The organism is Nocardiopsis sp. LOL_012 (assembly GCF_048060475.1).
Lineage (GTDB): Bacteria > Actinomycetota > Actinomycetes > Streptosporangiales > Streptosporangiaceae > Nocardiopsis.
On the sequence record NZ_JBHMIV010000022.1, the window covers coordinates 44,876 to 68,384 of the forward strand.

The 23,509-nt window shown below is 71.8% G+C and carries 17 protein-coding genes; 9 read left to right on the top strand and 8 right to left on the bottom strand.

Features of this window, described 5'->3' with window-relative positions; all coding sequences use genetic code 11:
• Window positions 1-74: 74 nt before the first annotated feature.
• The 7 genes from ACFHWE_RS15445 to ACFHWE_RS15475 all read left to right on the top strand — a co-directional run bounded on the left by ACFHWE_RS15445 (window position 75) and on the right by ACFHWE_RS15475 (window position 9,580).
• Window positions 75-1,250 (top strand): ROK family transcriptional regulator, encoded by a 1,176-nt coding sequence (locus tag ACFHWE_RS15445; protein ID WP_416602334.1) that lies wholly within the window; start codon window positions 75-77, stop codon window positions 1,248-1,250.
• 263 nt (window positions 1,251-1,513) lie between these two features.
• Window positions 1,514-2,662, top strand: a complete 1,149-nt coding sequence (locus ACFHWE_RS15450) for a substrate-binding domain-containing protein (protein ID WP_416602335.1) — start codon at window positions 1,514-1,516, stop codon at window positions 2,660-2,662.
• Between the two features lie 91 nt (window positions 2,663-2,753).
• Window positions 2,754-3,551 carry an ATP-binding cassette domain-containing protein gene (locus tag ACFHWE_RS15455; RefSeq protein ID WP_416602336.1) on the top strand — a complete coding sequence of 266 codons (798 nt, stop codon included), beginning with the start codon at window positions 2,754-2,756 and terminating at the stop codon, window positions 3,549-3,551.
• Window positions 3,551-4,825: a sugar ABC transporter permease gene (locus ACFHWE_RS15460; protein WP_416602337.1), complete on the top strand. Its 1,275-nt coding sequence runs from the start codon at window positions 3,551-3,553 to the stop codon at window positions 4,823-4,825. The genes ACFHWE_RS15455 and ACFHWE_RS15460 overlap by 1 nt, the downstream gene beginning before the upstream one ends.
• A gap of 150 nt (window positions 4,826-4,975) precedes the next feature.
• Complete coding sequence (locus ACFHWE_RS15465; protein ID WP_416602338.1) at window positions 4,976-5,746, top strand: sulfite exporter TauE/SafE family protein; 771 nt, start codon at window positions 4,976-4,978, stop codon at window positions 5,744-5,746.
• Between the two features lie 371 nt (window positions 5,747-6,117).
• Window positions 6,118-8,043 carry a 1-deoxy-D-xylulose-5-phosphate synthase gene (gene dxs, locus ACFHWE_RS15470; RefSeq protein ID WP_416602360.1) on the top strand — a complete coding sequence of 642 codons (1,926 nt, stop codon included), beginning with the start codon at window positions 6,118-6,120 and terminating at the stop codon, window positions 8,041-8,043.
• A 100-nt stretch (window positions 8,044-8,143) separates the two neighbouring features.
• The gene (locus tag ACFHWE_RS15475; RefSeq protein ID WP_416602339.1) at window positions 8,144-9,580 is read left to right on the top strand and encodes an FAD-dependent oxidoreductase; all 1,437 of its coding nucleotides are present in this window, start codon (window positions 8,144-8,146) and stop codon (window positions 9,578-9,580) included.
• Here ACFHWE_RS15475 and ACFHWE_RS15480 read toward each other — a convergent pair.
• Window positions 9,550-10,629 carry a neutral zinc metallopeptidase gene (locus ACFHWE_RS15480; protein WP_416602340.1) on the bottom strand — a complete coding sequence of 360 codons (1,080 nt, stop codon included), beginning with the start codon at window positions 10,627-10,629 and terminating at the stop codon, window positions 9,550-9,552. The genes ACFHWE_RS15475 and ACFHWE_RS15480 overlap by 31 nt on opposite strands.
• Before the next feature lie 374 nt (window positions 10,630-11,003).
• Between ACFHWE_RS15480 and ACFHWE_RS15485 the strand changes: the two genes are divergently transcribed.
• The gene (locus tag ACFHWE_RS15485; protein ID WP_416602341.1) at window positions 11,004-13,217 is read left to right on the top strand and encodes an MMPL family transporter; all 2,214 of its coding nucleotides are present in this window, start codon (window positions 11,004-11,006) and stop codon (window positions 13,215-13,217) included.
• Between the two features lie 54 nt (window positions 13,218-13,271).
• Here ACFHWE_RS15485 and ACFHWE_RS15490 read toward each other — a convergent pair whose 3' ends face one another.
• The 6 genes from ACFHWE_RS15490 to ACFHWE_RS15515 all read right to left on the bottom strand — a co-directional run bounded on the left by ACFHWE_RS15490 (window position 13,272) and on the right by ACFHWE_RS15515 (window position 20,945).
• Window positions 13,272-14,144, bottom strand: coding sequence for a hypothetical protein (locus ACFHWE_RS15490; protein WP_416602342.1), 873 nt, complete (start codon window positions 14,142-14,144; stop codon window positions 13,272-13,274).
• A gap of 141 nt (window positions 14,145-14,285) precedes the next feature.
• The gene (locus tag ACFHWE_RS15495; protein WP_416602343.1) at window positions 14,286-16,397 is read right to left on the bottom strand and encodes a 3-hydroxyacyl-CoA dehydrogenase NAD-binding domain-containing protein; all 2,112 of its coding nucleotides are present in this window, start codon (window positions 16,395-16,397) and stop codon (window positions 14,286-14,288) included.
• Window positions 16,398-16,399: 2 nt separating this feature from the next.
• Window positions 16,400-17,599 (bottom strand): thiolase family protein, encoded by a 1,200-nt coding sequence (locus ACFHWE_RS15500; RefSeq protein ID WP_416602344.1) that lies wholly within the window; start codon window positions 17,597-17,599, stop codon window positions 16,400-16,402.
• A gap of 212 nt (window positions 17,600-17,811) precedes the next feature.
• On the bottom strand, window positions 17,812-18,825 hold the full coding sequence (locus ACFHWE_RS15505) for a tetratricopeptide repeat protein (protein WP_416602361.1): 1,014 nt from the start codon (window positions 18,823-18,825) through the stop codon (window positions 17,812-17,814).
• A gap of 215 nt (window positions 18,826-19,040) precedes the next feature.
• Window positions 19,041-20,303, bottom strand: coding sequence for an HRDC domain-containing protein (locus tag ACFHWE_RS15510; protein WP_416602345.1), 1,263 nt, complete (start codon window positions 20,301-20,303; stop codon window positions 19,041-19,043).
• Between the two features lie 66 nt (window positions 20,304-20,369).
• Window positions 20,370-20,945 carry a DUF3000 domain-containing protein gene (locus tag ACFHWE_RS15515; RefSeq protein WP_416602346.1) on the bottom strand — a complete coding sequence of 192 codons (576 nt, stop codon included), beginning with the start codon at window positions 20,943-20,945 and terminating at the stop codon, window positions 20,370-20,372.
• 286 nt (window positions 20,946-21,231) lie between these two features.
• On the opposite strand from ACFHWE_RS15515, the gene hemE reads away from it, so the two are divergent.
• Window positions 21,232-22,263: a uroporphyrinogen decarboxylase gene (hemE, locus tag ACFHWE_RS15520; RefSeq protein ID WP_416602347.1), complete on the top strand. Its 1,032-nt coding sequence runs from the start codon at window positions 21,232-21,234 to the stop codon at window positions 22,261-22,263.
• Between the two features lie 100 nt (window positions 22,264-22,363).
• Here hemE and ACFHWE_RS15525 read toward each other — a convergent pair whose 3' ends face one another.
• Window positions 22,364-23,392, bottom strand: coding sequence for a DUF4349 domain-containing protein (locus ACFHWE_RS15525; RefSeq protein WP_416602348.1), 1,029 nt, complete (start codon window positions 23,390-23,392; stop codon window positions 22,364-22,366).
• Between the last annotated feature and the right edge of the window lie 117 nt (window positions 23,393-23,509).

Below are 23,509 nucleotides of genomic sequence, written 5' to 3' on the forward strand. Positions count from 1 at the left end.
TCTTCAAGCCTTGTAACATGCCTTTCAGCGGCGTCGAAGCGCCGACAGGCCAACCGAGCACGAGGGGGAGCCGGGTGACCGACACCGCAGTGACGCCCGGGTCCCAGTCCGCGCTGCGTCGGGCCAACGAGCGCCGCGTCGTGGACGTGCTGCGCCGGCAGGGGACGTGCACCCAGGCCGAACTGGCCAGGGCGACCGGCCTGTCCGCCGCCAGCGTGTCCAACATCGTGCGCGGGCTGCGCGCCGCCGGCACGGTGTCGGTGCGCGACACCGCCTCCAACGGCCGCCGTGCGCGGGGGGTCACGCTCCTGCGCCCGCCGGGCACGGTACTGGCCATCGACTTCGAGGCGGACCGCCTCGGCATCGGGATCGGTGACAGCGAGGGCAACCTCGTGGCGCGCGAGCAGATCGACTACGACGTGGCCGCCGACCCCGGCCGCGGGGTCCGACGCGCCGCGTGGCTGGCGGAGACCACTCTCCAGGGCGCGCGCATCGACGCGGGCACGGTGTCGGCCGTGGTGGCCTCGGTACCCGGACCGATCGACCCCGCGACCGGGGAGGTGGGCCCGATCTCGTGCCTGCCCCGGTGGGCGGGCTTTCGGCCCGCTGAGGCGCTCGCCGAGCGCCTCGGGGCGCCGGTGCGGGCCGAGAACGACGCCAACCTCGCCGCCTTGGCCGAGCAGCGCCTCGGCGCGGGCGCGGGGGCCGAGCACCTGATCCACCTGGTCATCGGCGAGGGCGTGGGTGCGGGCATCGTCCTGTCCGGCGAGCCGTTCCCGGGCGCGGGCGGGACCGCAGGGGAGATCGGCCACATCGCCCTGGACCCGCGCGGGCCGGTGTGCCGGTGCGGCAACCGGGGCTGCCTGGAGACCTTCGTGGGCGCCCGCTACCTGCTCGGGATGCTGCCCCAGGACTTCGAGGTGGAGCGGGGCAGGGGCGGTCCGCGGATGTCCGACGTCGTCGCCGCCGCGCGCGGCGGCGACCCCGGGAGCCGCAGGATCGTCGCCGAGGCGGGTACCGCCCTGGGCCAGGGTGCGGCGATCGTCGCCAACCTCTTCAACCCCGACCGGGTGACTGTCGGCGGGCCGCTGGCCGAGGCCGGTGAACTGCTGCTGGAGCCGATGCGCCGGTCGATGGAGCTGGGATCCCTGGGCAGTGCCCTGGACCGGCTCACCCTCTCCGAGGGGGCGCTGGGCCGCGACGCGTCCCTGTACGGCGCCCTGTGGACGGCGGTGCGCACCGCGCACTGACGGGCGTGCGCGGTGATCGTCCAGGTCAGGGGCGCTTAACTGGGTGTTAATGGTTCGTTCGTTCCCTTAGCCTGCACATATCGTCACAGGTGACTTTTGCGGCTCTGACCTGCGCATATACTTTCTTCAAAGCTTGAACACATCTCTTGTAATGTTTCGGTTATGTGTTCAGGAGTTGACGGCAAGCCGTTGGCGGGGTCTACTTCTGCACAACATTCACGAGTGGCCCCGCTCACTCATCCCCCGTCAGAGAGGTATCCGCGTTGCGCACACGACGCCCCACCCCACGGACGGCCGCCGTCGGCCTGGCCGCGGCGACCGCCGCGTTCGCCCTCCTCGCCTCCGGTTGCTCCTCCCTCACCACCTCCGACGAGGACGTGGCGGGAGAGCAGGAGGCCCACAGTGTCGACGAGGGCTTCAAGGTCGGCCTCCTGCTGCCCGAGCTCCAGACCGCGCGCTACGAGGCCTTCGACCGACCCTTCTTCGAAGAGGCCCTGGCCGAGCTGTGCCCCGAGTGCGAACTCTCCTACGCCAACGCCGACCAGGACGTCGACCAGCAGCAGACCCAGGCCCAGGCCATGCTGACCGACGGAGTCGACGTCCTCGTCCTCGGCGCGGTCGACGCCGAGGCCGCGGCCGGCACCATCAACGAGGCCCAGTCCCAGGGCGTGCCCGTGGTCGCCTACGACCGCCTCGCCCAGGGCGGCGCGGACATGTACGTCTCCTTCGACAACGTCCGCGTCGGCGAGGTCCAGGGCGAGGCCCTCCTGGCGGCCCTGGAGGAGGAGGGCACGACCGGCGACGGCCAGATCGTCATGATCAACGGCTCGCCGACCGACCCCAACGCCGCCAGCTTCAAGGCGGGCGCGCACTCCGTCCTCGAAGGCCAGGTGGAGATCGGCCAGGAGTTCGACACCCCCGACTGGTCGCCCGACGAGGCCAACAGCCAGATGGAGGGCGCCATCACCTCACTGGGCGTCGACGAGATCATCGGTGTCTACTCGGCCAACGACGGCATGGCCTCGGGCATCATCTCCGCGCTGCGCAGCGCGGGCGTGGCCACCGAGGACCTGCCGCCCGTCACCGGCCAGGACGCCGAGCTGCACGGCATCCAGCGCATCATCGCCGGAGAGCAGTACATGACCGTCTACAAGGCGATCCGCCCCGAGGCCGAGATCGCCGCGAAGATGGCCGTGGCGCTGGCCACCGGCACCGACCTCGACGCGGGCGAGTACAGCCTCACCGACGTCGAGGACGCCGACGGCGAGAGCGTGCCCTCGATCCTGCTCGACCCCATCGCCGTCACCGAGGACGACATCCTCGACACGGTCGTCGCCGACGGGTTCTACACCGTCGAGGAGATCTGCACCGACGACTACGCCGACACCGACTTCTGCCAGGAAAACCTGTAAGGACCAGGTGAGACGCTCCGGTGGCGGGGGCGGGCCGCAACACCCCGGCCCGCCCCCGCCACCGCGGGGCGAGGAAAGAGACACGAGCACGATGAGCACACCCGTCCTGGAACTGTCCGGGATCTCCAAGACCTTCGGGGCCGTCCGGGCGCTGAGCGAGGTCGACTTCCACGTCGCGCCCGGGGAGGTCGTCGCCCTGCTCGGCGACAACGGCGCCGGCAAGTCCACCCTGGTCAAGGTCATCGCCGGCGCCCACGCCGCCGACAGCGGCGGGACCGTCTCCTGGGAGGGCGAACCGGTCTCCATCGATTCCCCCTCCGACGCCCAGCGGCTCGGCATCGCCACGATCTACCAGGACCTCGCCCTGTGCGACAACCTGGACATCGTCGCCAACCTGTTCCTCGGCAACGAGGAACTGCACTTCCCCGGCACCCTCGACGAGGTCGCCATGGAGAGCCGGGCCAGGGAGCTGCTCGACTCGCTCTCGGTGCGGATCCCCAGCCTGCGCGTCCCCGTCGCCTCCCTCTCCGGCGGCCAGCGCCAGATCATCGCCATCGCCCGCTCACTGCTGGGCCAGCCGCGCGTGGTCATGCTCGACGAGCCCACCGCCGCGCTCGGCGTCGCCCAGACCGCGCAGGTCCTCGACCTCATCGAGCGCCTGCGCGACCAGGGCCTGGGCGTCGTGCTGATCAGCCACAACATGGCCGACGTGCGCGCGGTCGCCGACCGCGCCGTGGTGCTGCGGCTGGGCCGCAACGCCGGAGACTTCCCCATCGCGGAGACCAGCTACGAGGAGATCGTGGCCGCCATCACCGGGGCCGCCGACAACCCGGTCACCCGCCGCTCCGAGCGCGCCGACACCCCGGCCGCGGCCACGAAGGACCACTGATGACCCAGCAGACACACCTCACCAGCGAGGCACCCGACACGGGCTCGGCACCGGCCCCGGCCGACCCCCGACTGCTCACCACTGCCGCCTCCCCACGGGGATGGCTCCAGGCGGTCAGGCGCAACCTGCGCGGGGGCGAGCTCGGCCCGCTTCCCGTCATCGTCGGGCTGATCCTCATCGCCGTCGTCTTCCAGTCGATGAACGACCGGTTCCTGTCCCCGCAGAACCTGTCCAACCTGACCGTGCAGATCGCCGCCATCGGCCTCATGACCACCGGTGTGATCATGGTGCTGCTGCTGGGCGAGATCGACCTGTCCGTCGGCTCGGTCGCCGGTCTGGCCGCGGGCGTCCTCGGCGTGCTCGCGGTGCGCTACGGCGTCAACGAGTGGCTGGCCATCCTCATCGCCGTCGTCGCGGGCCTGCTCGTGGGCCTGCTGCACGGGGTGATCTTCGCCAAGGTCGGGGTCCCGGCCTTCGTCGTCACCCTCGCCGGGCTCCTGGGGTGGCAGGGACTGCACCTGTTCCTCATGGGCCAGGACGGCTCCATCAACACCAGCCCCAACGGGCCGATCGCCCTGCTCACCCAGACCTACTTCGTCCCGCTCGTGGGCTGGGGCGTCGTCGCGATCGCCCTGGCCTGCTACCTGGTGTCGGTCCTGGCCGCCGAGACCAAGCGCCGCAAAGCCGGGCTCCCCTGCAAGAAGGCCCCGGAGGTGGCCCTGCGCACCCTCCTGCTGGCCCTGCCGCTGGCGGGCGGCGCGTGGGTGCTCAACCAGTACAAGGGCGTGCCGCTGGCCTTCCTCATCTTCGTCGGCTTCGTGGTCGCGCTGGACCTGGTACTGCGCAAGACCCGCTACGGCCGCATGGTCTACGCGGTCGGCGGCAACGCCGAGGCCGCCCGGCGCGCCGGCATCGACGTGGACTTCATCCGCGTGTCGGTCTTCGCGATCGCCTCCGCCCTGGCATCCCTCGGCGGGATCATGCTCGTCTCGCGCAACTTCGCGGCGAGCGTGTCCACCGGAGCCGGCGAGGAGCTGATGATGGCGATCGCCGCCGCGGTCATCGGCGGCACCAGCCTCTTTGGCGGGCGCGGCAACGCCTACTCCGCCCTGCTGGGCGGTCTGGTCCTGGGCGCGATCTCCTCCGGGCTCCTGCTCCTGCAGATGGACACCTCGGTCCGGTTCATGATCACCGCCGCGGTGCTGCTGGTCGCGGTCATCCTGGACGCGGCGTCGCGCCGCGGCAGGAAGACCCACGCCCGGGGCGGCGCCTGACCCGCGCCACGGGAGGGCCGCGCGGAGGCGGCGGGAGGGCTCCCGGCCAGGGGCCCTCCCGCTCCGCCTCAGGCCGTGCACGGAGGCGGATATCGGTCCGCCTATCTCCGAATCCCTACCGGTTGGGTCGACATATAGCTTCGGCGCGTTATGTACACAGATCTTCTCCAGCCCAGCGCGTCCGGCCTGCTCGGAGCGGCAGACACGTGGGTCTTCGTCGCCGTCGCCGGGACCGCCGTCCTGGCCGGCGCGATGGTGCAGAGCACCGTCGGTGTGGGCCTGGGCCTGGTCGCCGCGCCGATCATCACCTTCCTCGACCCCGCGCTCATGCCCGGGGCGATGCTCATCGCCGCTGCCCTGCTGCCCATGCTCACGCTCCTCCAGGAATGGCGGCACGTGGACTGGGGCGGTGTGGCGTGGGGGCTCCCGGCCCGGATCCCCGGGACCGCGCTGGGGGTCTGGGTGGTCGCCGTCCTCGACCCCCGCGCCCTGGCCGCCGTGGTCGGGGCCATGGTGCTCGCCGCGGTGGCGCTGTCGGTGTGGTCCTTCCGCGTACGGATCACCCCCGTCTCCAGCATGGTCGCCGGATGCCTGTCCGGGTTCGCGGGGACCTCCACCTCGGTGGGCGGACCGCCGATGGCCCTGCTCTACCAGCACGAGCCGCCCGAACGGGTGCGGGCTACCCTGGCGGCGTTCTTCCTGTTCGGGGTCACGGTCTCGCTGTGCGCTCTGGGCCTGGGCGGCCAGATCGACACCCGCACCACCGTGGTGGGCCTGAGCGCCATCCCCTGCGTGGGCGCCGGGTTCGTCCTGGGCAACGTGGTCCGCCGGAGGATCGACGCCGCCCGGCTGCGGGTGGTGATGCTGTCCGTGGTCACGGTCTCGGCGACCGGACTGCTGGTCCACGCAGCCCTGGGCTAGGCTGTGCTTTTTCGAACCTCCGCTCCGCTTCGGCCCGCCCGTCGCCCGCCACCACCCTCAAACGCCGCCTTCGGCGCGGTTCCCTCTCCCTCGGACGCCCGTGGAACGGGAACCTTCGGCACCTACGGCGTGTTCACTCGTCCCTCGCGAACCCGCCTCCGGCACCTCCGCCAGCCCCGTGGGCGCCCTCGCAACCCCCCTTGCGATGCGGCACCGCGTTCAAAGACAGCTCCCAGGAGAACCGGGTACGACCCGAGGGCATCGGACCATAGACTCAAGTATGTGTACTTGTCGGTAGTCACCTCCGGGCAGGACGGACGCCAGATACGGTGGAGTCGACCGACACGCTGGACGAGGGGACTGACGAGACGGTGGCACTGTTCGAGTCGATGAACGACCCGGAGGCCCTCAAGCGGCTTCCGGCCGACCGGCTTCCGGCGCTGGCGCGGGAGATCAGGGACTTCCTGATCGACTCCTGCTCCCAGACCGGCGGTCACCTCGGCCCCAGCCTCGGGGTCGTCGAGCTGACCATCGCGCTGCACCGGGTGTTCGACTCGCCCAAGGACCCCATCCTGTTCGACACCGGGCACCAGGCCTACACGCACAAGATCCTCACCGGGCGCCACGACTTCAGCGCGCTCAAGTCCGAGGGCGGCCTGTCCGGCTACCCCTCACGCGCCGAGTCCGAACACGACTTCATCGAGAACTCGCACGCCTCCACAGCCCTGTCCTACGCCGACGGCATGGCCAAGGCCAACGAGGTGCGGGGCCGTGACGACCGCACCGTGGTCGCGGTGATCGGGGACGGTGCCCTCACCGGCGGCATGGCCTGGGAGGCGCTCAACAACATCGCTGACAAGCGCAATCGGCGCCTGGTCGTCGTCGTCAACGACAACGGCCGCTCCTACTCGCCCACCAGGGGCGGCATCGCCGAACACCTGGCCTCCCTGCGGCTGGCCCCCGGCTACGAGCAGGCCCTCGACCTGGCCAAGAGCACGCTCAACCGGACCCCCGTCGTCGGACAGCCGCTGTACGAGGCCCTCCACGGCCTCAAGAAGGGCGTCAAGGACGCCATCCAGCCGCAGATGATGTTCGAGGACCTGGGCCTGAAGTACCTCGGCCCCGTCGACGGCCACGACGAGCCGGCCCTGGAGAAGGCGCTGCGCCGCGCCCGCGACTTCGGCGGCCCGGTGATCGTCCACTGCATCACCCAGAAGGGCAAGGGCTACCCGCCGGCCGAGAACCACGAAGAGGACCAGTTCCACGCCCCCGGGCCCTTCGACGTCGACACCGGCCTGGCCAAGCCCGGGCCCAAGGCCGTCAAGTGGACCGCGGTCTTCGCCGACGCCATGGTCGAACTCGGCGCCGAGCGCGAGGACGTCGTCGCCATCACCGCGGCCATGCTGCACCCCACCGGCCTGAACAAGTTCGCCGAGGCCTACCCCGACCGCGTCTTCGACGTCGGCATCGCCGAACAGCACGCCGCCACGTCCGCGACCGGCATGGCCATGAACGGCCTGCACCCCGTCGTGGCCGTCTACGCCACGTTCCTCAACCGGTGCTTCGACCAGGTGCTCATGGACGCGGCCCTGCACCGGCAGGGGGTCACCTTCTGTCTGGACCGCGCCGGTGTGACGGGCAACGACGGCCCCAGCCACAACGGCATGTGGGACATGTCGATCCTCCAGGTGGTGCCGGGCCTGCGCCTGGCCGCGCCGCGCGACGCCGAGCGACTGCGCACGCTGCTGCGCGAGGCCGTCGCGGTCGAGGACGCCCCCACGGTCGTGCGCTACCCCAAGGGCGCGGTCGCCGAGCACCTCGACGCCATCGGCAGGGTCGGCTCCATGGACCTGCTCCGCGCGGGCGCCGACGGCGACCGCGCCGCGGACCTGCTCATCGTCGGTGTCGGCTCCATGGCCCAGACGGCCTGCGAGGTCGCCGACCGGATGGCCGCCCAGGGCATCGGCGTCACCGTCGTCGACCCCCTGTGGGTCAAACCCCTGGACCGGGCCCTGGTCGACGAGGCCGCCAGGCACAGCGTGGTGGCGGTCGTGGAGGACAACGGCCGCACCGGTGGCGTCGGCGACGCCGTGGCCCGGCTGCTGCGCGACCACGGCGTCGACGTGCCCGTCCGCACGTTCGGCATCGAACAGGAGTTCCTCGACCACGCCAAGCGCGACCGCATCCTCCAGCAGCAGGGCCTGACCCCCCAGGAACTGGCCCGCAAGCTCACCGAGACCGTCTCCCGTCACACCGAGGGCACCGGAGGCCGGGAACTGGCCGGCGAGAAGGCCTGACCCGACTCCGGCGGGCACGGGTACGCGCGCAGGGCCATCGCAGGGACCCCCTCCGCGCGTACCCGGAGCCGACCCTCTCCGGTGCTGCGAGAATGGGTCCATGACCTCTCCCGACCCCGAGCAGCAGCACACCGAGGCGGCAGGGCCCCTCCGGGTGGCCGTCATCGGCTCCGGCCCGGCGGGCGTCTACGCCGCCGACGCCCTCACCCGCCAGAGCCGTGTCCCCGTCCGGGTGGACGTCATGGACCGCCTACCCACCCCCTACGGCCTGGTGCGCTACGGGGTCGCCCCCGACCACACCAGGATCAAGGGGGTGGCGCGGGTGCTGCGCACGGTCCTGGAGCACCCGCACGTGCGCTTCGTCGGGGGCGTGGAGTTCGGCTCCGACCTCACCCGCGAGGACCTGGCCCGCTCCCACCACGCCGTCGTCTACGCCACCGGGGCCTCCGTGGACCGCCGGATGGGCGTGCCGGGGGAGGACCTGCCCGGCAGCGTCGCCGCCACCGACTTCGTGAACTGGTACTGCGGCCACCCCGACAGCGAACTGGAGCGGTTCGTCCTGGACTCGGAGGAGGTCGCCGTGGTCGGCGCGGGCAACGTCGCCCTCGACGTGGCCCGCCTCCTGCTCAAGACCGCCGACGAGCTCCGGCACACCGACATCCCCCAGCCCGTGCTGGACGCCCTCGCCGCTAGCCGTGTGCGCACAGTCCACCTGCTGTCCCGGCGCGGCCCCCTCCAGGCGAAGTTCACCGCACCCGAACTGCGCGACCTGCTCGCGCTGCCCGGGGCGGACGTGCTGGTGGACCCCGGCCAGGTCGACATCGACCCGGCCCGGGTCAGCGGCGGCTCCCCGGAGCCGAGCCGGGTGGCGCGCGCGGCCCGCACCAACCTGCGCCTGCTCTCGCAGCAGGCGGGCCGTCCCCCGCGCGGGCTGCCCCGCCGCCTGCGCCTGCACTTCTGGGCCAGGCCGCAGGAGGTCCTGGGCCCCGACCGGGTCCGGGGCGTGCGGGTGGAGCACACCCGGATGGACGCCGACGGCCGTCTGGTGGGCACCGGCACCGGGGAGGACCTGGCGGTGGGCATGGTGCTGCGCTCGGTGGGCTACGCGGGAGCCCCTCTGCCGGACGTGCCCTTCGACCCGGTGGAGCGCACCGTTCCGCAGGAGGCGGGGCGTGTGCTGGGACCCGAGGGGCGGCCCGTGCCCGGCGACTACGTGGCCGGGTGGGCCAAACGGGGTGCCACCGGTGTGATCGGCACCAACAAGTCCGACGCCGCCGCGACCGTGCGCTCCCTCCTGGAGGACGCCCCCGGCCTGTGCGCCGCACTGCCCGAGCCCGTGCCCCTGGAACGGGTCCTGGACGAGCGCGGCCTCGCCCACAGCGGCTACGGCGACTGGCTGCGCATCGACACCGCGGAGGCGGAGCAGGCCGAGGAGCTCGGCCGCGGCGAGCGCGTCAAACTGCACGGCTGGCGGGCCTACCGCGACGTGATCGAGCGGGGTGGGGCTCAGGAGACCCGGGAGGACTCCGCGTCGTAGGTGTTGCAGCCGTCGACGGTCTCCTGGGACCACCCCTGCTCGAACCAGTGGGAGCGGTTCGCCGCGCTTCCGTGGCTGTCGAGGTCGCCACCGCCGTTGAGGTAGGTGTTGACCACCCGCAGGGCGTCCTCGTCTCCGGTGATCGCGCGCATCCCCGCCCCGGCCAGGCACTCCGCCTGCAGTTCGGAGCGCCGCAGCATCTCCTGGTCGGAGTCCTCGCCGACCGAGGCGTGGGTGAGCTCGAACATGCCGGCCGCGTTCTGGATGTGGTGGCCGTACTCGTGCGCCATCAGCGCGAACCAGATCAGCTCGCGATCCTGTGGGGGGACGCCCGCGTCGACCGTGCGGACGCTGGGCAGCACCACAGTGATGCGCAGGGGATCGGGCTCGTAGTAGCCGAGGACGTAGGCGTCCGGATCGATGGGGACCGATCCGGGGGCGCTCCCGCTGACGCCGACCTCGGGGGCCTCCGGGAAGAGGCCAAGGCCGTTGAGGACCGGTGCCCACAGGGTGTCCAGGCACTCCCCGGTGACCTCGGCGAACTCCAGCCAGGACGCGTCCGAGTCCACGTCCAGGTCGGGCAGCTCGCAGGTGGCGCCCGTTGGCATCGGAGCCGAGTACAGGGGGTGGTCGACGAGGTCGACGGAGGCGGGTTCGGGGACGCCGGTCAGGTTCCGGTCGTAGTACAGGGCCAGGTCGGCTCCGCCGGTGGGGGGGTCCTCACGCGGGGTGCTGACCAGGACCACGACACTGGCGGCGAGTGCCGCCCCCGCGACCGTTAGCGCGACGGCCGTACTGAACAGGACGTTCCTGGCGCCGCTGCGCCGCGGGCGTGGCGGGGGCCACCCCGGCTGCGGCACCCACCCCTGGTGGTACGGCGGGGGCCAGGGGCCGGTCGCGGGACCCTGAGGGGGAGGGGGGCCGGGAAAGGGCGGGGGAGCCGAGGGGAGGCCCCGGGGCGCGGCGGCCGATCCGGGCGCTACCCAGGGGCCGGTCCGCTCGGGCGGGGGGTCCTCGCTCCCGGTCCGCTCACCGGGTGGGTTCTCCACGGGGGGTCGTCCTCGCTCTCGTGCGGGTGCGCGCTGGGGGGCCGAATCCGTGAATCCGGCGAACATGACGAAACTCCAGTATGGGGTCTGTTCGGGAGCGTCTGGTGCTCAGGGGGCATGTAGGGCGCAGAGCACACACAGGCCCCGCCGACACGTCCGCCGAAAAGTGTGGTATCGCGCACAGTCCGCCCCCGGGCGCGGGCCCCCGACCGGCCCCCGCCCACGTGAACTGCGGTTTCACCGCACGATACTTCCGACATGACACTGATGCGGCGATAGGCCGCATCAGTCCCCCTTACGCGCCGGTAGCGTAACCGTCGCACGTTCGGCCAACACCGGCCGCGCGGTCCACCGCTGCACTGAGGGGGCGTCGGATGTCGGCACAAACGGGGCTCTTCGGACGGCTGGGGGCCGCCGTCCACCGGCGGCGGTGGTGGGTGCTGGCGGCCACCGCGCTCTTCGCCGCCTTCTCGGCGGTCTGGGGCTCGGGGGTCTTCTCCGACGTCGGCGACAGCGGTTTCGAGGACCCGGGGTCGGAGTCCTACCGCGCCACACGCCTGCTGGAGGACGGACTCGGCCACGACGGGGCCGACCTCGTCGCCGTCTTCCGCAGCGACGAACTGGAGGTGACCGACCCCGACTTCGCGGACGCGGTCGCGGGCGTCACCGGCGACCTGCCCGAAGACCTCGTCGCCGACTACGACACCTACCTCGACGCCGATCTCGGCGAGGTGGGACGGGGCATGCTCGTCTCCGAGGACGCCCACGCCACCTACGTTCCCGTCACCCTGGCCGGCGGGTCCCACGCCGAGCGTCTCCACCAGTACGGCGACGTCGCCGAGATCCTGGAGTCGGGCCCCCTGGAGACCCGCCTGGGCGGCTCCGTGGCGATCGAGAGCGAACTGTCGGAGAGTGCCGAGGCCGACGTCGTGCGCGCCGAACTCGTCACCCTCCCGGTCCTGCTCCTACTCCTGGTCGTCATCTTCGGCGGGCTCGTCGCCGGCCTGATGCCCCTCGCCGTGGGCGGGCTGGCCATCCTCGGCTCCCTCACCCTGCTGCGCGCCCTCACCCACGCCACCGAGGTGTCGGTGTTCGCCGTCAACGTCGCCACCATCCTCGGCCTGGGGCTGGCCATCGACTACGGCCTGTTCATGGTCAGCCGGTTCCGTGAGGAACTCGACCGCAGACAGCCGGTCCGCGACGCCGTCGCCCGCACCGTGGACACCGCGGGCCGCACCGTGGCCTTCTCCGGCATCACCGTCGGCATCGCCTTCGCCGGGCTCCTGTTCTTCCCCCAGCCCATCCTCAAGTCCATTGGCTGGGGCGGCATCGCCGTGGTCGTGTTCGATCTCCTCGCCGCGGTGGTCTTCCTGCCCGCACTGCTGTCGGTGACCGGACGGCGCATCGACCGGATGCGCCTGCCACTGCCGCGACTGCGCCCGCGCACGGCCCCCGGTGCGGTCGGCGGCTGGGAGCGCGCCGCCCGTACCGTGATGCGCTTCCCCGTGGTCTCGCTGCTGCTCGTCGGCGGTGTGCTGGTGGCGTTCGGCCTCGGCCTGTCGGACACCCGGCTGGGCTCGACCGACCAGCGCTACCTGCCCGAGGACTCCTCCAGCCGGATCGCCACCGAGGCGCTCGCCGACGACTTCCCCGGTGGAGGCACCGGCCGCCTCGATATAGCGGTCGTCGGTGAGGTCGACGACGAGGAGCTCCAGGAGTACACCGCGCGCCTGGCCGACCTGGCCCCCCAGGTGCGGCGGGCGGCGGTGGAGCGCACCGGTGAGGCGATCGCCCACGTGGTCCTCGCCTACGAGGGGGAGGCCGACGCGCCGGAGACCGCCGACCTGGTCGAGGACGTGCGCTCAGAGGAGCCGCCCGAGGGCGCCGATGAGGTGCTGGTGGGCGGTGCCGCCGCCATGCAGGCCGACAACGTGGCGGCCATCGTCGAGGCGATCCCGGCCACCGTGGGGTTCGTGGCCGCCGCCACGCTGGTCCTGCTGTTCCTGGCCTTCGGCTCCGTCGTGCTGCCGGTGAAGGCTGTGCTCATGGGCGCGCTGTCGTTGGGGGCCTCGCTCGGCGTGGTGATCTGGGCCTTCCAGGAGGGGGCGCTCTCGGCGATGCTGGGCTTCGAGGCTGTGGGCACGATCGACCCGACCTACCTGGTGCTGATCACGGTCGTGGCCTTCGGCCTGGCGATGGACTACGAGCTGTTCCTGCTCAGCCGGGTCCGCGAGGAGTACTTGCGTAGCGGTGACAACACCCGTTCGGTGGCGGTGGGCCTGCAGCGCACCGGGCGGATCATTACGAGTGCGGCACTGCTGCTGGTGGTCGTGCTCCTGGCGATGGGCGTCTCCGACCTCTTGTTCCTCAAGATCATCGGTATCGGCCTGGCGATGGCGGTCTTCGTGGACGCCACCCTGGTCCGTGCGGTGATGGTGCCCGCGGCCATGCGGCTGCTGGGCCGGCTCAACTGGTGGCTGCCGGGCCCCCTGCGCCGACTGCATGACCGGGTGGGCATCTCCGAGGGCGGGGACGGGGAGGAGGCCGCCGCCCCGGAGGCGTCCCGGAGGACGCCCGAGCGGGTGTAGCGCCGTGCGCGTGGAGGTCCGGACCTCCACGCGCACGGCACTGGAGCGTCGTTCCTACGCTTCGAAGAGTTCGTTGGTGGAGGAGACGGTGGCGGCCCGGTGGAGCCAGGTGTCGAGCACGTCGAGGTCGTGGCATCCGGTGATGCGCTCGCGGTCGGTGTCGGTGACCTCGATGCCGTGCCCGGCCAGGACGATCAGGAGGGCCTCCGCCTTGCCTTCGGTCCTGCCTTCGGTCCTGAGGCTTTGGGTCCACTCGCTCGTGTACTCGAAGGTGTCCGCCATCATGAGTTTCTCCAGTGCTTTCTGTCCGTCGGTGTCGGCGAGCAGGTGCAGCGAGTATCCAATATACTTCGCCGCCCTCTCCGGATCGATGGTGTCGAGGCCGGTGTGCAGGGCCTCCAGCACGTCCGCCTTGCGGGCCCCGTGCGCCGCCGCCGACAGCACCCCCAGGGTGGGGGAGTCCGCGACGGTCGCCGGGTCGGTGACCACCGGGATGTCCTTCGGCCCGACCACGAGCGGGCTGAGGGTGAAACCCGGGTGCCCGAGCCGGATCGGCTCGGTGTACCAGTCGGCCACGGACTGCCGAGGGCAGACGACCAGCAGACTGACCGGGCACTCGTGCCGGGAGCGCAGGCAGGTCAGGTACTCCGGCCACGTGTAGCGCTTGCGTTCGGAGGTATCGCGCTGGACCTCGACGAGGACGCCCATGAGGTCGTCGTGCCCGCCGCAGGGGCCCTCGCCCCGCAGCATGATCGCCACGTCCGAGCGGCGTTCGACCGGGTCGACGTGTCCGAGGTCGCACGAGGTGATCTCGCTGCGGTCGTAGTCGGGGACCCGCACGCCCCGTTCGCGCAGGAACTCGATGGCCATGTCGGGGGAGTCGGAGAACAACTCCGCGTAGATCTGGTGTTCGGGAGAGATTGCCACGCAGCGGACACTACACAAGGTCACTGGCTTGTGGCGAATCGTAGTCGAAATGTGTGGGCTTCTGGTCTTTGTGGGGAAATGCAAAGAAAAGCGGGCCCGGCCGCTGGAACCGGCGGCCGGGCCCGCAGGGGCCTCACACGCTTACACCGCCTGGGGCGCGCCCTCGTGGAAGGGCTTGCCGTTCACGGCCTCGGACACGCCCACCCGGTCCAGGTAGGGCGTGATCCCGCCGGTGTGGAAGGGCCAGCCAGCGCCCGCGATCAGGCACAGGTCGATGTCGGCCGGCTCGGCCACCACGCCCTCGTCCAGCATGATCCGGATCTCCCGGGCCAGCGCGCGCAGCGCCCGGTCCAGGATCGCGCTCTCCTCCGATGGGGAGTCCCCGCCGCTGATCAGCTCCCTCACCTGCGGATCGATGGTGAGGTCCGGGGCGAAGATTGCCGTCTTGCCTGCCTTGACCACCTCGGCCAGCCCGTCGGAGACCGCGAAGCGGTCGGGGAAGGCCTCGTGCAGCGTCTCGGACACGTGCAGCGCCACCGCCGGGCCGACCAGTTGGAGCAGCATCAGCGGCGACATCGGCAGCCCCAGGGGCGCGACCGCGCGGTCGGCCGCCTCGGGCTCGGTGCCCTCCGACACCGCGCTCAGCACCTCGCCCATGAACAGGGTGAGCAGGCGGTTGACCACGAACGCCGGGGCGTCCTTGCACAGCACCGAGGTCTTCTTCAGCTTCTTGGAGACGGCGAAGGCCGTCGCCAGGGAGGCGTCGTCGGTCTCCGCGCCGCGGACGATCTCCAGCAGTGGCAGGACGGCGACCGGGTTGAAGAAGTGGAAGCCCACCACCCGCTCGGGGTGCTTCAGCCCCGAGGCCATCTCGGTGACCGACAGCGAGGAGGTGTTGGTGGCCAGGACCGCCTCGGGGGAGACCACGGCCTCCAGCTCGGCGAACACCTGCTGCTTGATCGACATCCGCTCGAAGACGGCCTCGATCACGAAATCGGCGTCGGCGAAGGCGTCCTTGGTCAGCGAGCCGGTCACCAGGCCCTTGAGGCGGTTGGCCTGGTCGCCGTTGATCCGCCCCTTGCCCAGGAGCTTGTCGACCTCGCCGTGCACGTAGGCCACGCCCTGGTCCAGGCGCTCCCGGTCGAGGTCGTTCATGACCACGGGCACGTCCAGGCGGCGGGCGAACAGCAGGGCCAACTGCCCGGCCATCAGGCCGGCGCCCACGACGCCGACCTTGGTGACCTTGCGTGCCAGCGCCTTGTCCGGGGCGCCCGCGGGGCGCTTGGCGCGCTTCTGCATCAGGTCGAAGGCGTACAGGCCGGCCTTGAGCTCGTCGCCCATGATGAGGTCGGCCAGTGCCTCGTCCTCGGCGGCGAAGCCCTCGTCGCGCGTGCGGTTCCTCGCCTTGGCCACCAGCTCGACGGCGCGGACCGGGGCGGGGGCGGCGCCGTGCAGCTTGCCCTCCAGTTGGAACCGGGCCGTGTTCACGGCGTCGTCCCAGGCCTGGCCGGTGTCGACCTCGGGGCGCTCGACCGTGATGTCACCCTTGACCACTTTGGCGGCCCAGCGCAGCGACTCCTCGACGAAGTCGGCCGGCTCGAAGAGGGCGTCGGCGATGCCCATCTCGTGGACCTTCGCGCCCTTGATGACCCTGTTCTGGGCGAGCGGGTTGTCGACGATGATCTTCAGTGCCTTCTCCGCACCGATCAGGCGGGGCAGCAGGTAGGTGCCGCCCCAGCCCGGGACGAGGCCGAGGAAGGCCTCGGGCAGGGAGAACGCCGGGACGCCGGAGGAGACGGTGCGGTAGGAGCAGTGCAGCGCCACTTCCACACCACCGCCCATGGCGGCGCCGTTGATGAGTGCGAACGTCGGCACGTCCAGCTCGCCGAGCTTGCGGAACACGTCGTGTCCGAGCTTGCCGATGGCGTGGGCCTGCTCCCACGTCTCCAGCGCGGGGATACCGGTCAGGTCGGCGCCGACGGCGAAGACGAACGGCTTGCCGGTGACGGCCACGGCCGCGATGTCGGTGCGCGCGCGGGCGGCCTCGATCGCCTCGTCCAGGGCGAGCAGCCCGGCCGGGCCGAAGGTGTTCGGCTTGGTGTGGTCGTGCCCGTTGTCCAGGGTGATCAGGACCGCGGTGCCCGCGCCGTAGGGGAGTGCCACGTCACGGGAGATCGCGTTGGTGACGACCTCGGAGCCGAACAGTTCCTTCATGGAGTTGCGCGAGGCGTCTCCGTTGAGGTCGGTGGCCATGTTCACTTGCCCCCCTCGTAGTTGGTGTTCTCCCACAGGACGGTCCCGCCCATGCCCATGCCCACGCACATGGTGGTCAGGCCGTAGCGGACGTCGGGACGCTCGGCGAACTGGCGTGCGAGCTGCATCATGAGGCGGACGCCGGAGGAGGCCAGCGGGTGGCCGAGGGCGATCGCCCCGCCCCACGGGTTGATCCGGGCGTCGTCGTCGGCGATGCCGAAGTGCTCCAGGAAGGCGAGCACCTGCACGGCGAACGCCTCGTTGATCTCGATGAGCCCGATGTCGTCCATCGACATGCCCTGGCGCTCGAAGAGCCTCTCGGTGGCGGGGACCGGACCCACGCCCATGACCTCGGGCTCGACCCCGGCGAAGGAGAAGTCGACCAGGCGCATGCCCGCGTTCAGGCCGAGGTCGGCGGCCACGTCCTCGGCGGCGAGCAGGGCGCCGGTGGCACCGTCGTTGAGGCCCGCGGCGTTGCCGGGGGTCACGTTGCCGTGCGCGCGGAAGGGGGTCTTCAGTCCGGCCAGCGACTCCATGGTCGTGCCGGGCCGGGGCGGCTCGTCCTCGGTGGCCAGGCCGTAGCCCTTCTCCAGGGAGCGGACGGCCATCTCGACCAGGTCCGGTTGGAGGCGGCCGTCGGCGTAGGCCTTGGCGACCTTCTCCTGGCTGCGCACGGCGTAGGCGTCGGCGCGCTCCTTGGTGATGGAGGGGTAGCGGTCGTGCAGGTTCTCCGCGGTGTTGCCCATGACCAGGGCGGACGGGTCGACCAGCTTTTCGGAGAGGAAGCGGGGGTTGGGGTCGACCCCCTCGCCCATGGGGTGGCGGCCCATGTGCTCGACACCGCCGGCGATCACGACGTCGTAGGCGCCGAAGGCGATGCCCGCGCCGGAGGTGGTGACGGCGGTGAGCGCACCCGCGCACATGCGGTCGACGGCGTAGCCGGGGACGGTCTTGGGCAGGCCCGCGAGGATCGCGGCGCTGCGGCCGATCGTCAGGCCCTGGTCGCCGATCTGGGTGGTGGCGGCGATGGCGACCTCGTCGACACGCTCGGGCGGGAGGCCGGGGTTGCGGCGCAGCAGTTCTCGGATGACGCGGACGACCATGTCGTCGGCGCGTGTCTCGGCGTAGAGGCCCTTGCCAGATTTGCCGAACGGGGTGCGTACTCCGTCGACGAACACGACGTCGCGTGCGGTTCGCGGCACGATGGGCCCTCCTTAATCCAACGGTGAACGGACGTGTCGAGCTTATGCTACTCGTCAGTAACAAGTTGCGCGAGTACCGGAGCCCAGAGTCGCGCCGGGTTCGCGGACCCGCCCCGGCCGGACGCCCCGGGTTCGGCCGACGGTGCCCGGGACGGCGACGGCGCGCCCCGGACCCCCGTCCCGAGCGCGCCGTGCGCGTGTTCCGTCTTCCCCTACCCGCGGTCGCGGTCCGCGGCCGCGTGGGCGCCCGCCAGGTCGCGCTTGAGGCGCATGGTCAGGCGGCGCACGTCCGGGTCCCCCGAGGCGCCCAGAGCGGTGCGGTAGGCGTCCCGCAGGACTTCCACCGCCTCCTCGTGCCGGTGCGCCTGCGTGTAGGCGCGCCCCAGCCGGTGGTGCACGGTCAGGGTGTCGATGTGGGACTTGCCCAGCCGCCGCCGACGGCCGGCCAGGACCGTGCGCAGTTGCCCGATCGCGGCCGCGTGGCACTCGGAGCGGATCAGGGCCAGGCTCAGGCTCAGGCGCAGCTCATCGCGCCGCTGGGGTGAGACCGCGTCCTCGATGGCCCGCTCGAAGTGCCCGATCGCCTCCTCCAGGCGGCCGGAGCGCTTGTAACACATCGCAAGGTGCGCCCGCGCCTCCACGGTGTCCTCGTCGGCGGGCCCGAACTGGTCCTCGCGCTCGCGCAGCAGGATCTCCCAGTGCACCGCCGCGTCCGCAGGCCGTCCCGCGTCCTCCAGCGCCCAGGCCAGGTTCTCGCGGATGATCTCCGTGCGGGGGTGTTCCTCGCCGTAGACCGCGGCGACCTCGGCCAGGGCCAGCTCGAACTGCTGGACGGCCATCTCGCGCCGCCCCATCCGCGCATACTTGGTGGCCAGGTTGTTGCGCGCGGCGATCGTGTCCGGGTGCTCGGTCCCGTGCCGTTCCACCAGGGACTGCAGGGTCCGCTCCAGGGCGGTCACGTGCGTTCCCGTGGTCCGGGCGGCGCGCGCGGACGGTGTGTCCGCCGGGACGCCGCCGAAACCGGGCCCCGCGCCGGGTGCGACCGGCGCGGCGGCCGCGGTGGCGGGAACGGGGGCGGGCGGCACCGGATCCAGCACGCGGACCTCCACGTGCTCTTCCGCTCCCTGTCCGTTCTCCTCCGCGGAGGCGGACACGGTCGTGTCCGTCCTGTGCCCGGGGGCCTTGGTCAGGCCGGTCTCGGACAGGAACCCGCGCCAAAGCGACAGCAGACTCACCACACCTCCTCGTGCGTGTGCAAAGGTGTCGGAGCCGGGACGGGCTCCGAGAATAGGACGTCGAACGTGCCCCGGGGGTTGAGGGCACAGTTGTATAACTTAATCGGCCGCTGGTCCGGTGAACACCCTGAAACCCGCCTGAAACCCACCCGAATGCGAGTGACGTCGCGCACAGCGGTGTTGAAGCGGTTAAGAGAGGGTAAGAATTAGTCCTTTTCCGCTTCCCGTAGGGCTGTGGCCAGTGGGGACGCGGTCAGGCCGATCTGCCACTCACGGGCGCCGCGCGAACGCAGGAAGGCGGCGACCGACTCGGGGTCCACCGTCGCGGGCGGCGTCCACGCCAGCCGCCGCACGCTGTCCGGCAGCAGCAGGTTCTCCGTCGGCATGACCACGTCCTCGGCGATCCCCGAGACCGTGGCTCGGGCGCGCTCCAGACGGCGCGCGGCCTCCGGCGCCCGGTCGGCCCACCGGTTCACGGGAGGAGGTCCGTCCCCCGGGGCGTTGGGCCTGGGCAGTTCGGGCCGGCCCATGTCGCGGGCCCGGTCGACGGCCTTGATCCAGGTGTTGAGGTGGCGCCGCGCCAGCTTGATGCCGAACTGCTTGATGCCGAGCAGTTCGGAGGGCGTGCGGGGCATCGCCGAGGCGGCCTCCACGATGGCGGCGTCGGGCAGGACCCGGCCGGGCGAGACGTCCCGTTCCCGGGCGATCTCGTCCCGCGCGTACCAGAGCTCGCGCACGGCGGCCAGCGCCCGCTGGTTGCGCACCCTGTGGATGCCCGACGTACGGCGCCAGGGGTCCTTGCGGGGCTCCTTCGGCGGGGCGGCGAGCACGGACGCGAACTCTTCGCGGGCCCACTCCAGCTTGCCGGTCTCGCTCAGCTCCTCCTCCAGCGCGTCCCGTAGTTCGATGAGGATCTCCACGTCCAGCGCCGCGTAGCGCAGCCAGTCCTCGGGCAGGGGGCGCTGGGACCAGTCCACGGCCGAGTGCTCCTTGGCCAGCCGCACGTGCAGCAGCCGCTCCACCATGAAGCCCAGGCCGACCCGCTGGTAGCCCAGCAGCCGCCCCGCCAGTTCGGTGTCGAAAAGCCGCCGCGGGCGCAGGCGCAGCTCCGACAGGCACGGCAGGTCCTGGTGCGCGGCGTGCAGCACCACCTCGGTGTCGCCGATCGCCGTGTCCAGCCCGGCCAGGTCCGGGCAGTGCACGGGGTCGATCAGCGCCGAACCCGAGCCCTCCCGGCGCAACTGGACCAGGTAGGCGCGCTGGCCGTAGCGGTACCCCGAGGCGCGCTCGGCGTCCACGGCCACCGGCCCGCTGCCTGCGGACACCGCCGCGATGACGTCGGCCAGCGCGTCGGGGTCGGCGGTGACGTCGGGCAGACCCTCGCGCGGTTCCCGCAGCAGCGGCGCCTTCTCAGCGTCGTCGTTCCCTGGGTCGTGGGGTTCTGTCTTGGAGTTCAACGCGTTGGCCACACCACTACGGTATGCGCTGGGGCGACCGGACGCGGAAGCCGACTCCGGTGGCGGGGGGTGCGCAGGTCAGGGCCTGGCGCGCTGTCGGGCGATGTCGGCCACGTCCAGCGGGGGCAGGCCCGCGGCCGAACCCAGCAGGGCCAGCCACGCGGCCACGTGCCCGGACAGGTCCTCCGAGTCCGGCGTCCACGAGGCCCGCATCTCCACCTCGGTGCTGGTCCCCTCCCCGGCCTTGGTGCCGAACCCCTCCGTCGTGGCGCGCGTGACCGTGCCGCTCAGCGTGTGGTGGGCGGCGCCCTGCCCGTCCAGCGCGTCGGTGAGCCAGCTCCAGGCGACCGGCCCGAGCAGGGGATCGACCGCGATCTCCGATTCCAGTTCCGCGTTGACCTGGCACACCAGACGGAACGGTCCAGGCCAGTCCCGGGTGCCCTCGGGGTCGTAGAGGACGATGAGCCGCCCCCAGGCGACTTCCTCCCCCTGGACCGTCACCTCGGCCGACACCGCGGCCGTGTGGGGGGCCAGCCGCTGGGGGGCGGGGATCTCCCCCACGGCGATCTCCGGGCGCGCCGGGGGAGCGTGCAGCGCCCCGACCGCTCGCCGGAACGTCTCGTGCGCGTTCTCGACGCTACCGACATCGGGCATGGTGGAAACGTCAGCCTTCATCTTGTGGTGAGTCGCGACCGGGGCCCGGTCCGGACACGCCCGGACGGCCGACCCCCGGACACGGGTCGGTTGATGGCAACGCAGACGACCGTGGCACGAGTCCTCTACGTCGGTACGGAGTTGGCCCGGCGTGTCGGGGTTTCGTAATGATCTTGGGACCCGTTCGCCGTTCTGGGCCGCGCTTTCCGGCCCTCGCGCATACGGGGAGAGCCGTTCCCGGCCGACCTGCGTGAGAGCACGGCGGCGGGCATGGCACGATCGAGGAGTGACCCTTCAAGACTCTCCTTTCCTCCGCGCCTGCCGCGGACTCCCGGTCCCGCACACACCGGTGTGGTTCATGCGCCAGGCCGGGCGCTCGCTGCCCGAGTACCGGCAGGCCCGCGCCGACGTCTCCATGCTCGACGCCTGTGCGCGTCCGGACCTGATCACCGAGATCACGATGCAGCCGGTACGCCGGTACGACGTCGACGCCGCGATCTACTTCAGCGACATCGTCGTCCCGCTCAAGGCCATCGGGATCGACCTCGACATCAAACCCGGCGTCGGACCGGTCGTGGCCGAGCCGATCCGGGACGCCGGCGGGATCAAGCGGCTCCGCGAGATCGAGCCGGACGACCTGGCCTACGTGACCGAGGCGATCGGGCTGCTGGTCGGTGAGCTGGGCGACAAGCCCCTCATCGGTTTCGCCGGTGCCCCCTTCACCCTCGCCTCCTACCTGATCGAGGGCGGCCCGTCCAAGAACCACGAGCACGCCAAGGCGTTCATGTACGGCGAGCCCGAGCTGTGGAACGAGCTCATGCGCCGCCTGTCCGCCATCACGCTGGGCTTCCTGCGCACCCAGATCGAGGCGGGGGCGAGCGCGGTGCAACTGTTCGACTCCTGGGTCGGCGCCCTCAGCGCCGAGGACTACCGGGCCTCGGTGTTGCCGCACACCGCGTGGATCTTCGACCAACTGGCCCGGTTCGACGTCCCGCGCATCCACTTCGGGGTGGGCACCGGTGAACTGCTCGGCCTGCTCGGCGAAGCCGGGGCCGACGTGGTGGGCGTTGACTGGCGGGTCCCGCTGGACGAGGCCGCCCGGCGCGTCGGCCCCGGCAGGGCGCTCCAGGGCAACCTGGACCCGGCGGCCCTGTTCGCCCCCTGGGAGGTCGTCGCCGAGCGCACCCGCGACATCCTCTCCAGAAGCGACGCCGCCGACGGCCACATCTTCAACCTGGGCCACGGGGTCCTGCCGAGCACCGACCCGGACGTGCTCGCGCGCCTCACCGCTTTCGTGCACGAGCAGAGCGCGGTCTGAGCACCGGCAGCCGTTCCGTGAACGCGGTGCTCGGGCGCCCGCGGGACCGCCGGAGGTTCCCGTTGCCCGGGCGCCCGAGCACGAACCGTTGGGAAGCCGCCTATTCCCCGTCGGACGACCCCTCGCCGGAGGCCTCTTCCCGCTCGGAGCCGGAGGACTCCGTCGGTGCCGTCTCCGAGGCGGACCGGGCGCGGCGCCGTCGGCGCCACCACCACAGCGGGCCGACGATCGCGGCGGCCAGGGCCGCGAACGGCAGCACCCACCCCAGGAACACCAGGAGCCACAGCACCATCGCCACCAGGGCCTCCCAGCCCTGCTTGAGTGCGCCGAGGAACCCGAGGTCCTCGCCGTCGGGCCGCTCGACGTAGCTCTCCGGCGGGCTCAGCCGCAGGTGGACGGTCGAGTAGGACGTCTGGTCGGTCAGGGTCTCCAACCGCGCCTGGAACGCCTCCAGCTCCGACTGGCGGCGCTGGATCTGCTCCTCTACGCGCAGCAGTTCGTCGACGTTCTCGGCCTCCTCCAGGTAGCCGCGCAGGGTGTCCAGCGACGTCTCCGCCGACTCGATGCGGCTCTCGACGTCCGTCACCTCCTCGGTGACGTCGTTCACGCTGCGCTCCAGGTCCGAGCGGTCGCCCAGCCCGGCCAGGGCGGAGAGCACCGCCTCGTAGCCCTCGTTGGGCACGCGCAGTGTCAGGAAGGCGCTCGGCGTGCCCCCGGAGGGCGTGGAGACGTGCTCGGAGGCGACGTAGCCGTCGGCCGCGATCACGAGCTCCTTGGCCTCCTCGGCCGTCGCGGTGACGTCGTCCACGCGCACGGTCATGTGCGCGGTGTGGATGAGCGCCCGGTCGGGGGCCTCAAGGTCGGCGTCGACGGACCCGCCCTCGGCGGGGGCCTCGGCCATCGCGTCCTCGTCCGCGGCGAAGTCCTGGGCCCGCGACTCCTCCTCGACGGCGAGTGCCTGCCCGGCCTCGGGGGCAGCGGCCTCGCCGCCGGAGAAGGATTCAGCGGCACCGTCGGAGGCCGTCGTGCCGGGGCCCGCGGAGCACGCCGTGAGGAGGGCGGCGGCCAGGCCCAGGGAGAGCAGCGCGCCCACGCGTCGGCGCGCTCGGGGGAGTGTTGTGGTAGCCATTCCCGTTCGACGCACCCGGTCCCGGGCGCGGTTTCGCTCCCGGAGTCACGACACGGCAACGCTACGGCAACGCTCCGGGGCAGGGGCCGGAACCGGTCGCGTACGGGTGGTGTCCGG

What these genes read in the sequence shown, in the direction of transcription:
- ACFHWE_RS15455 (WP_416602336.1), top strand. Translation starts at nt 2,754, where the DNA reads ATGAGCACACCCGTCCTGGAACTGTCCGGGATCTCCAAGACCTTCGGG.
- ACFHWE_RS15460 (WP_416602337.1), top strand. Translation starts at nt 3,551, where the DNA reads ATGACCCAGCAGACACACCTCACCAGCGAGGCACCCGACACGGGCTCG.
- ACFHWE_RS15465 (WP_416602338.1), top strand. Translation starts at nt 4,976, where the DNA reads ATGTACACAGATCTTCTCCAGCCCAGCGCGTCCGGCCTGCTCGGAGCG.
- ACFHWE_RS15475 (WP_416602339.1), top strand. Translation starts at nt 8,144, where the DNA reads ATGACCTCTCCCGACCCCGAGCAGCAGCACACCGAGGCGGCAGGGCCC.
- ACFHWE_RS15485 (WP_416602341.1), top strand. Translation starts at nt 11,004, where the DNA reads ATGTCGGCACAAACGGGGCTCTTCGGACGGCTGGGGGCCGCCGTCCAC.
- ACFHWE_RS15495 (WP_416602343.1), bottom strand. Translation starts at nt 16,397, where the DNA reads ATGGCCACCGACCTCAACGGAGACGCCTCGCGCAACTCCATGAAGGAA.
- ACFHWE_RS15515 (WP_416602346.1), bottom strand. Translation starts at nt 20,945, where the DNA reads ATGCCCGATGTCGGTAGCGTCGAGAACGCGCACGAGACGTTCCGGCGA.
- ACFHWE_RS15525 (WP_416602348.1), bottom strand. Translation starts at nt 23,392, where the DNA reads ATGGCTACCACAACACTCCCCCGAGCGCGCCGACGCGTGGGCGCGCTG.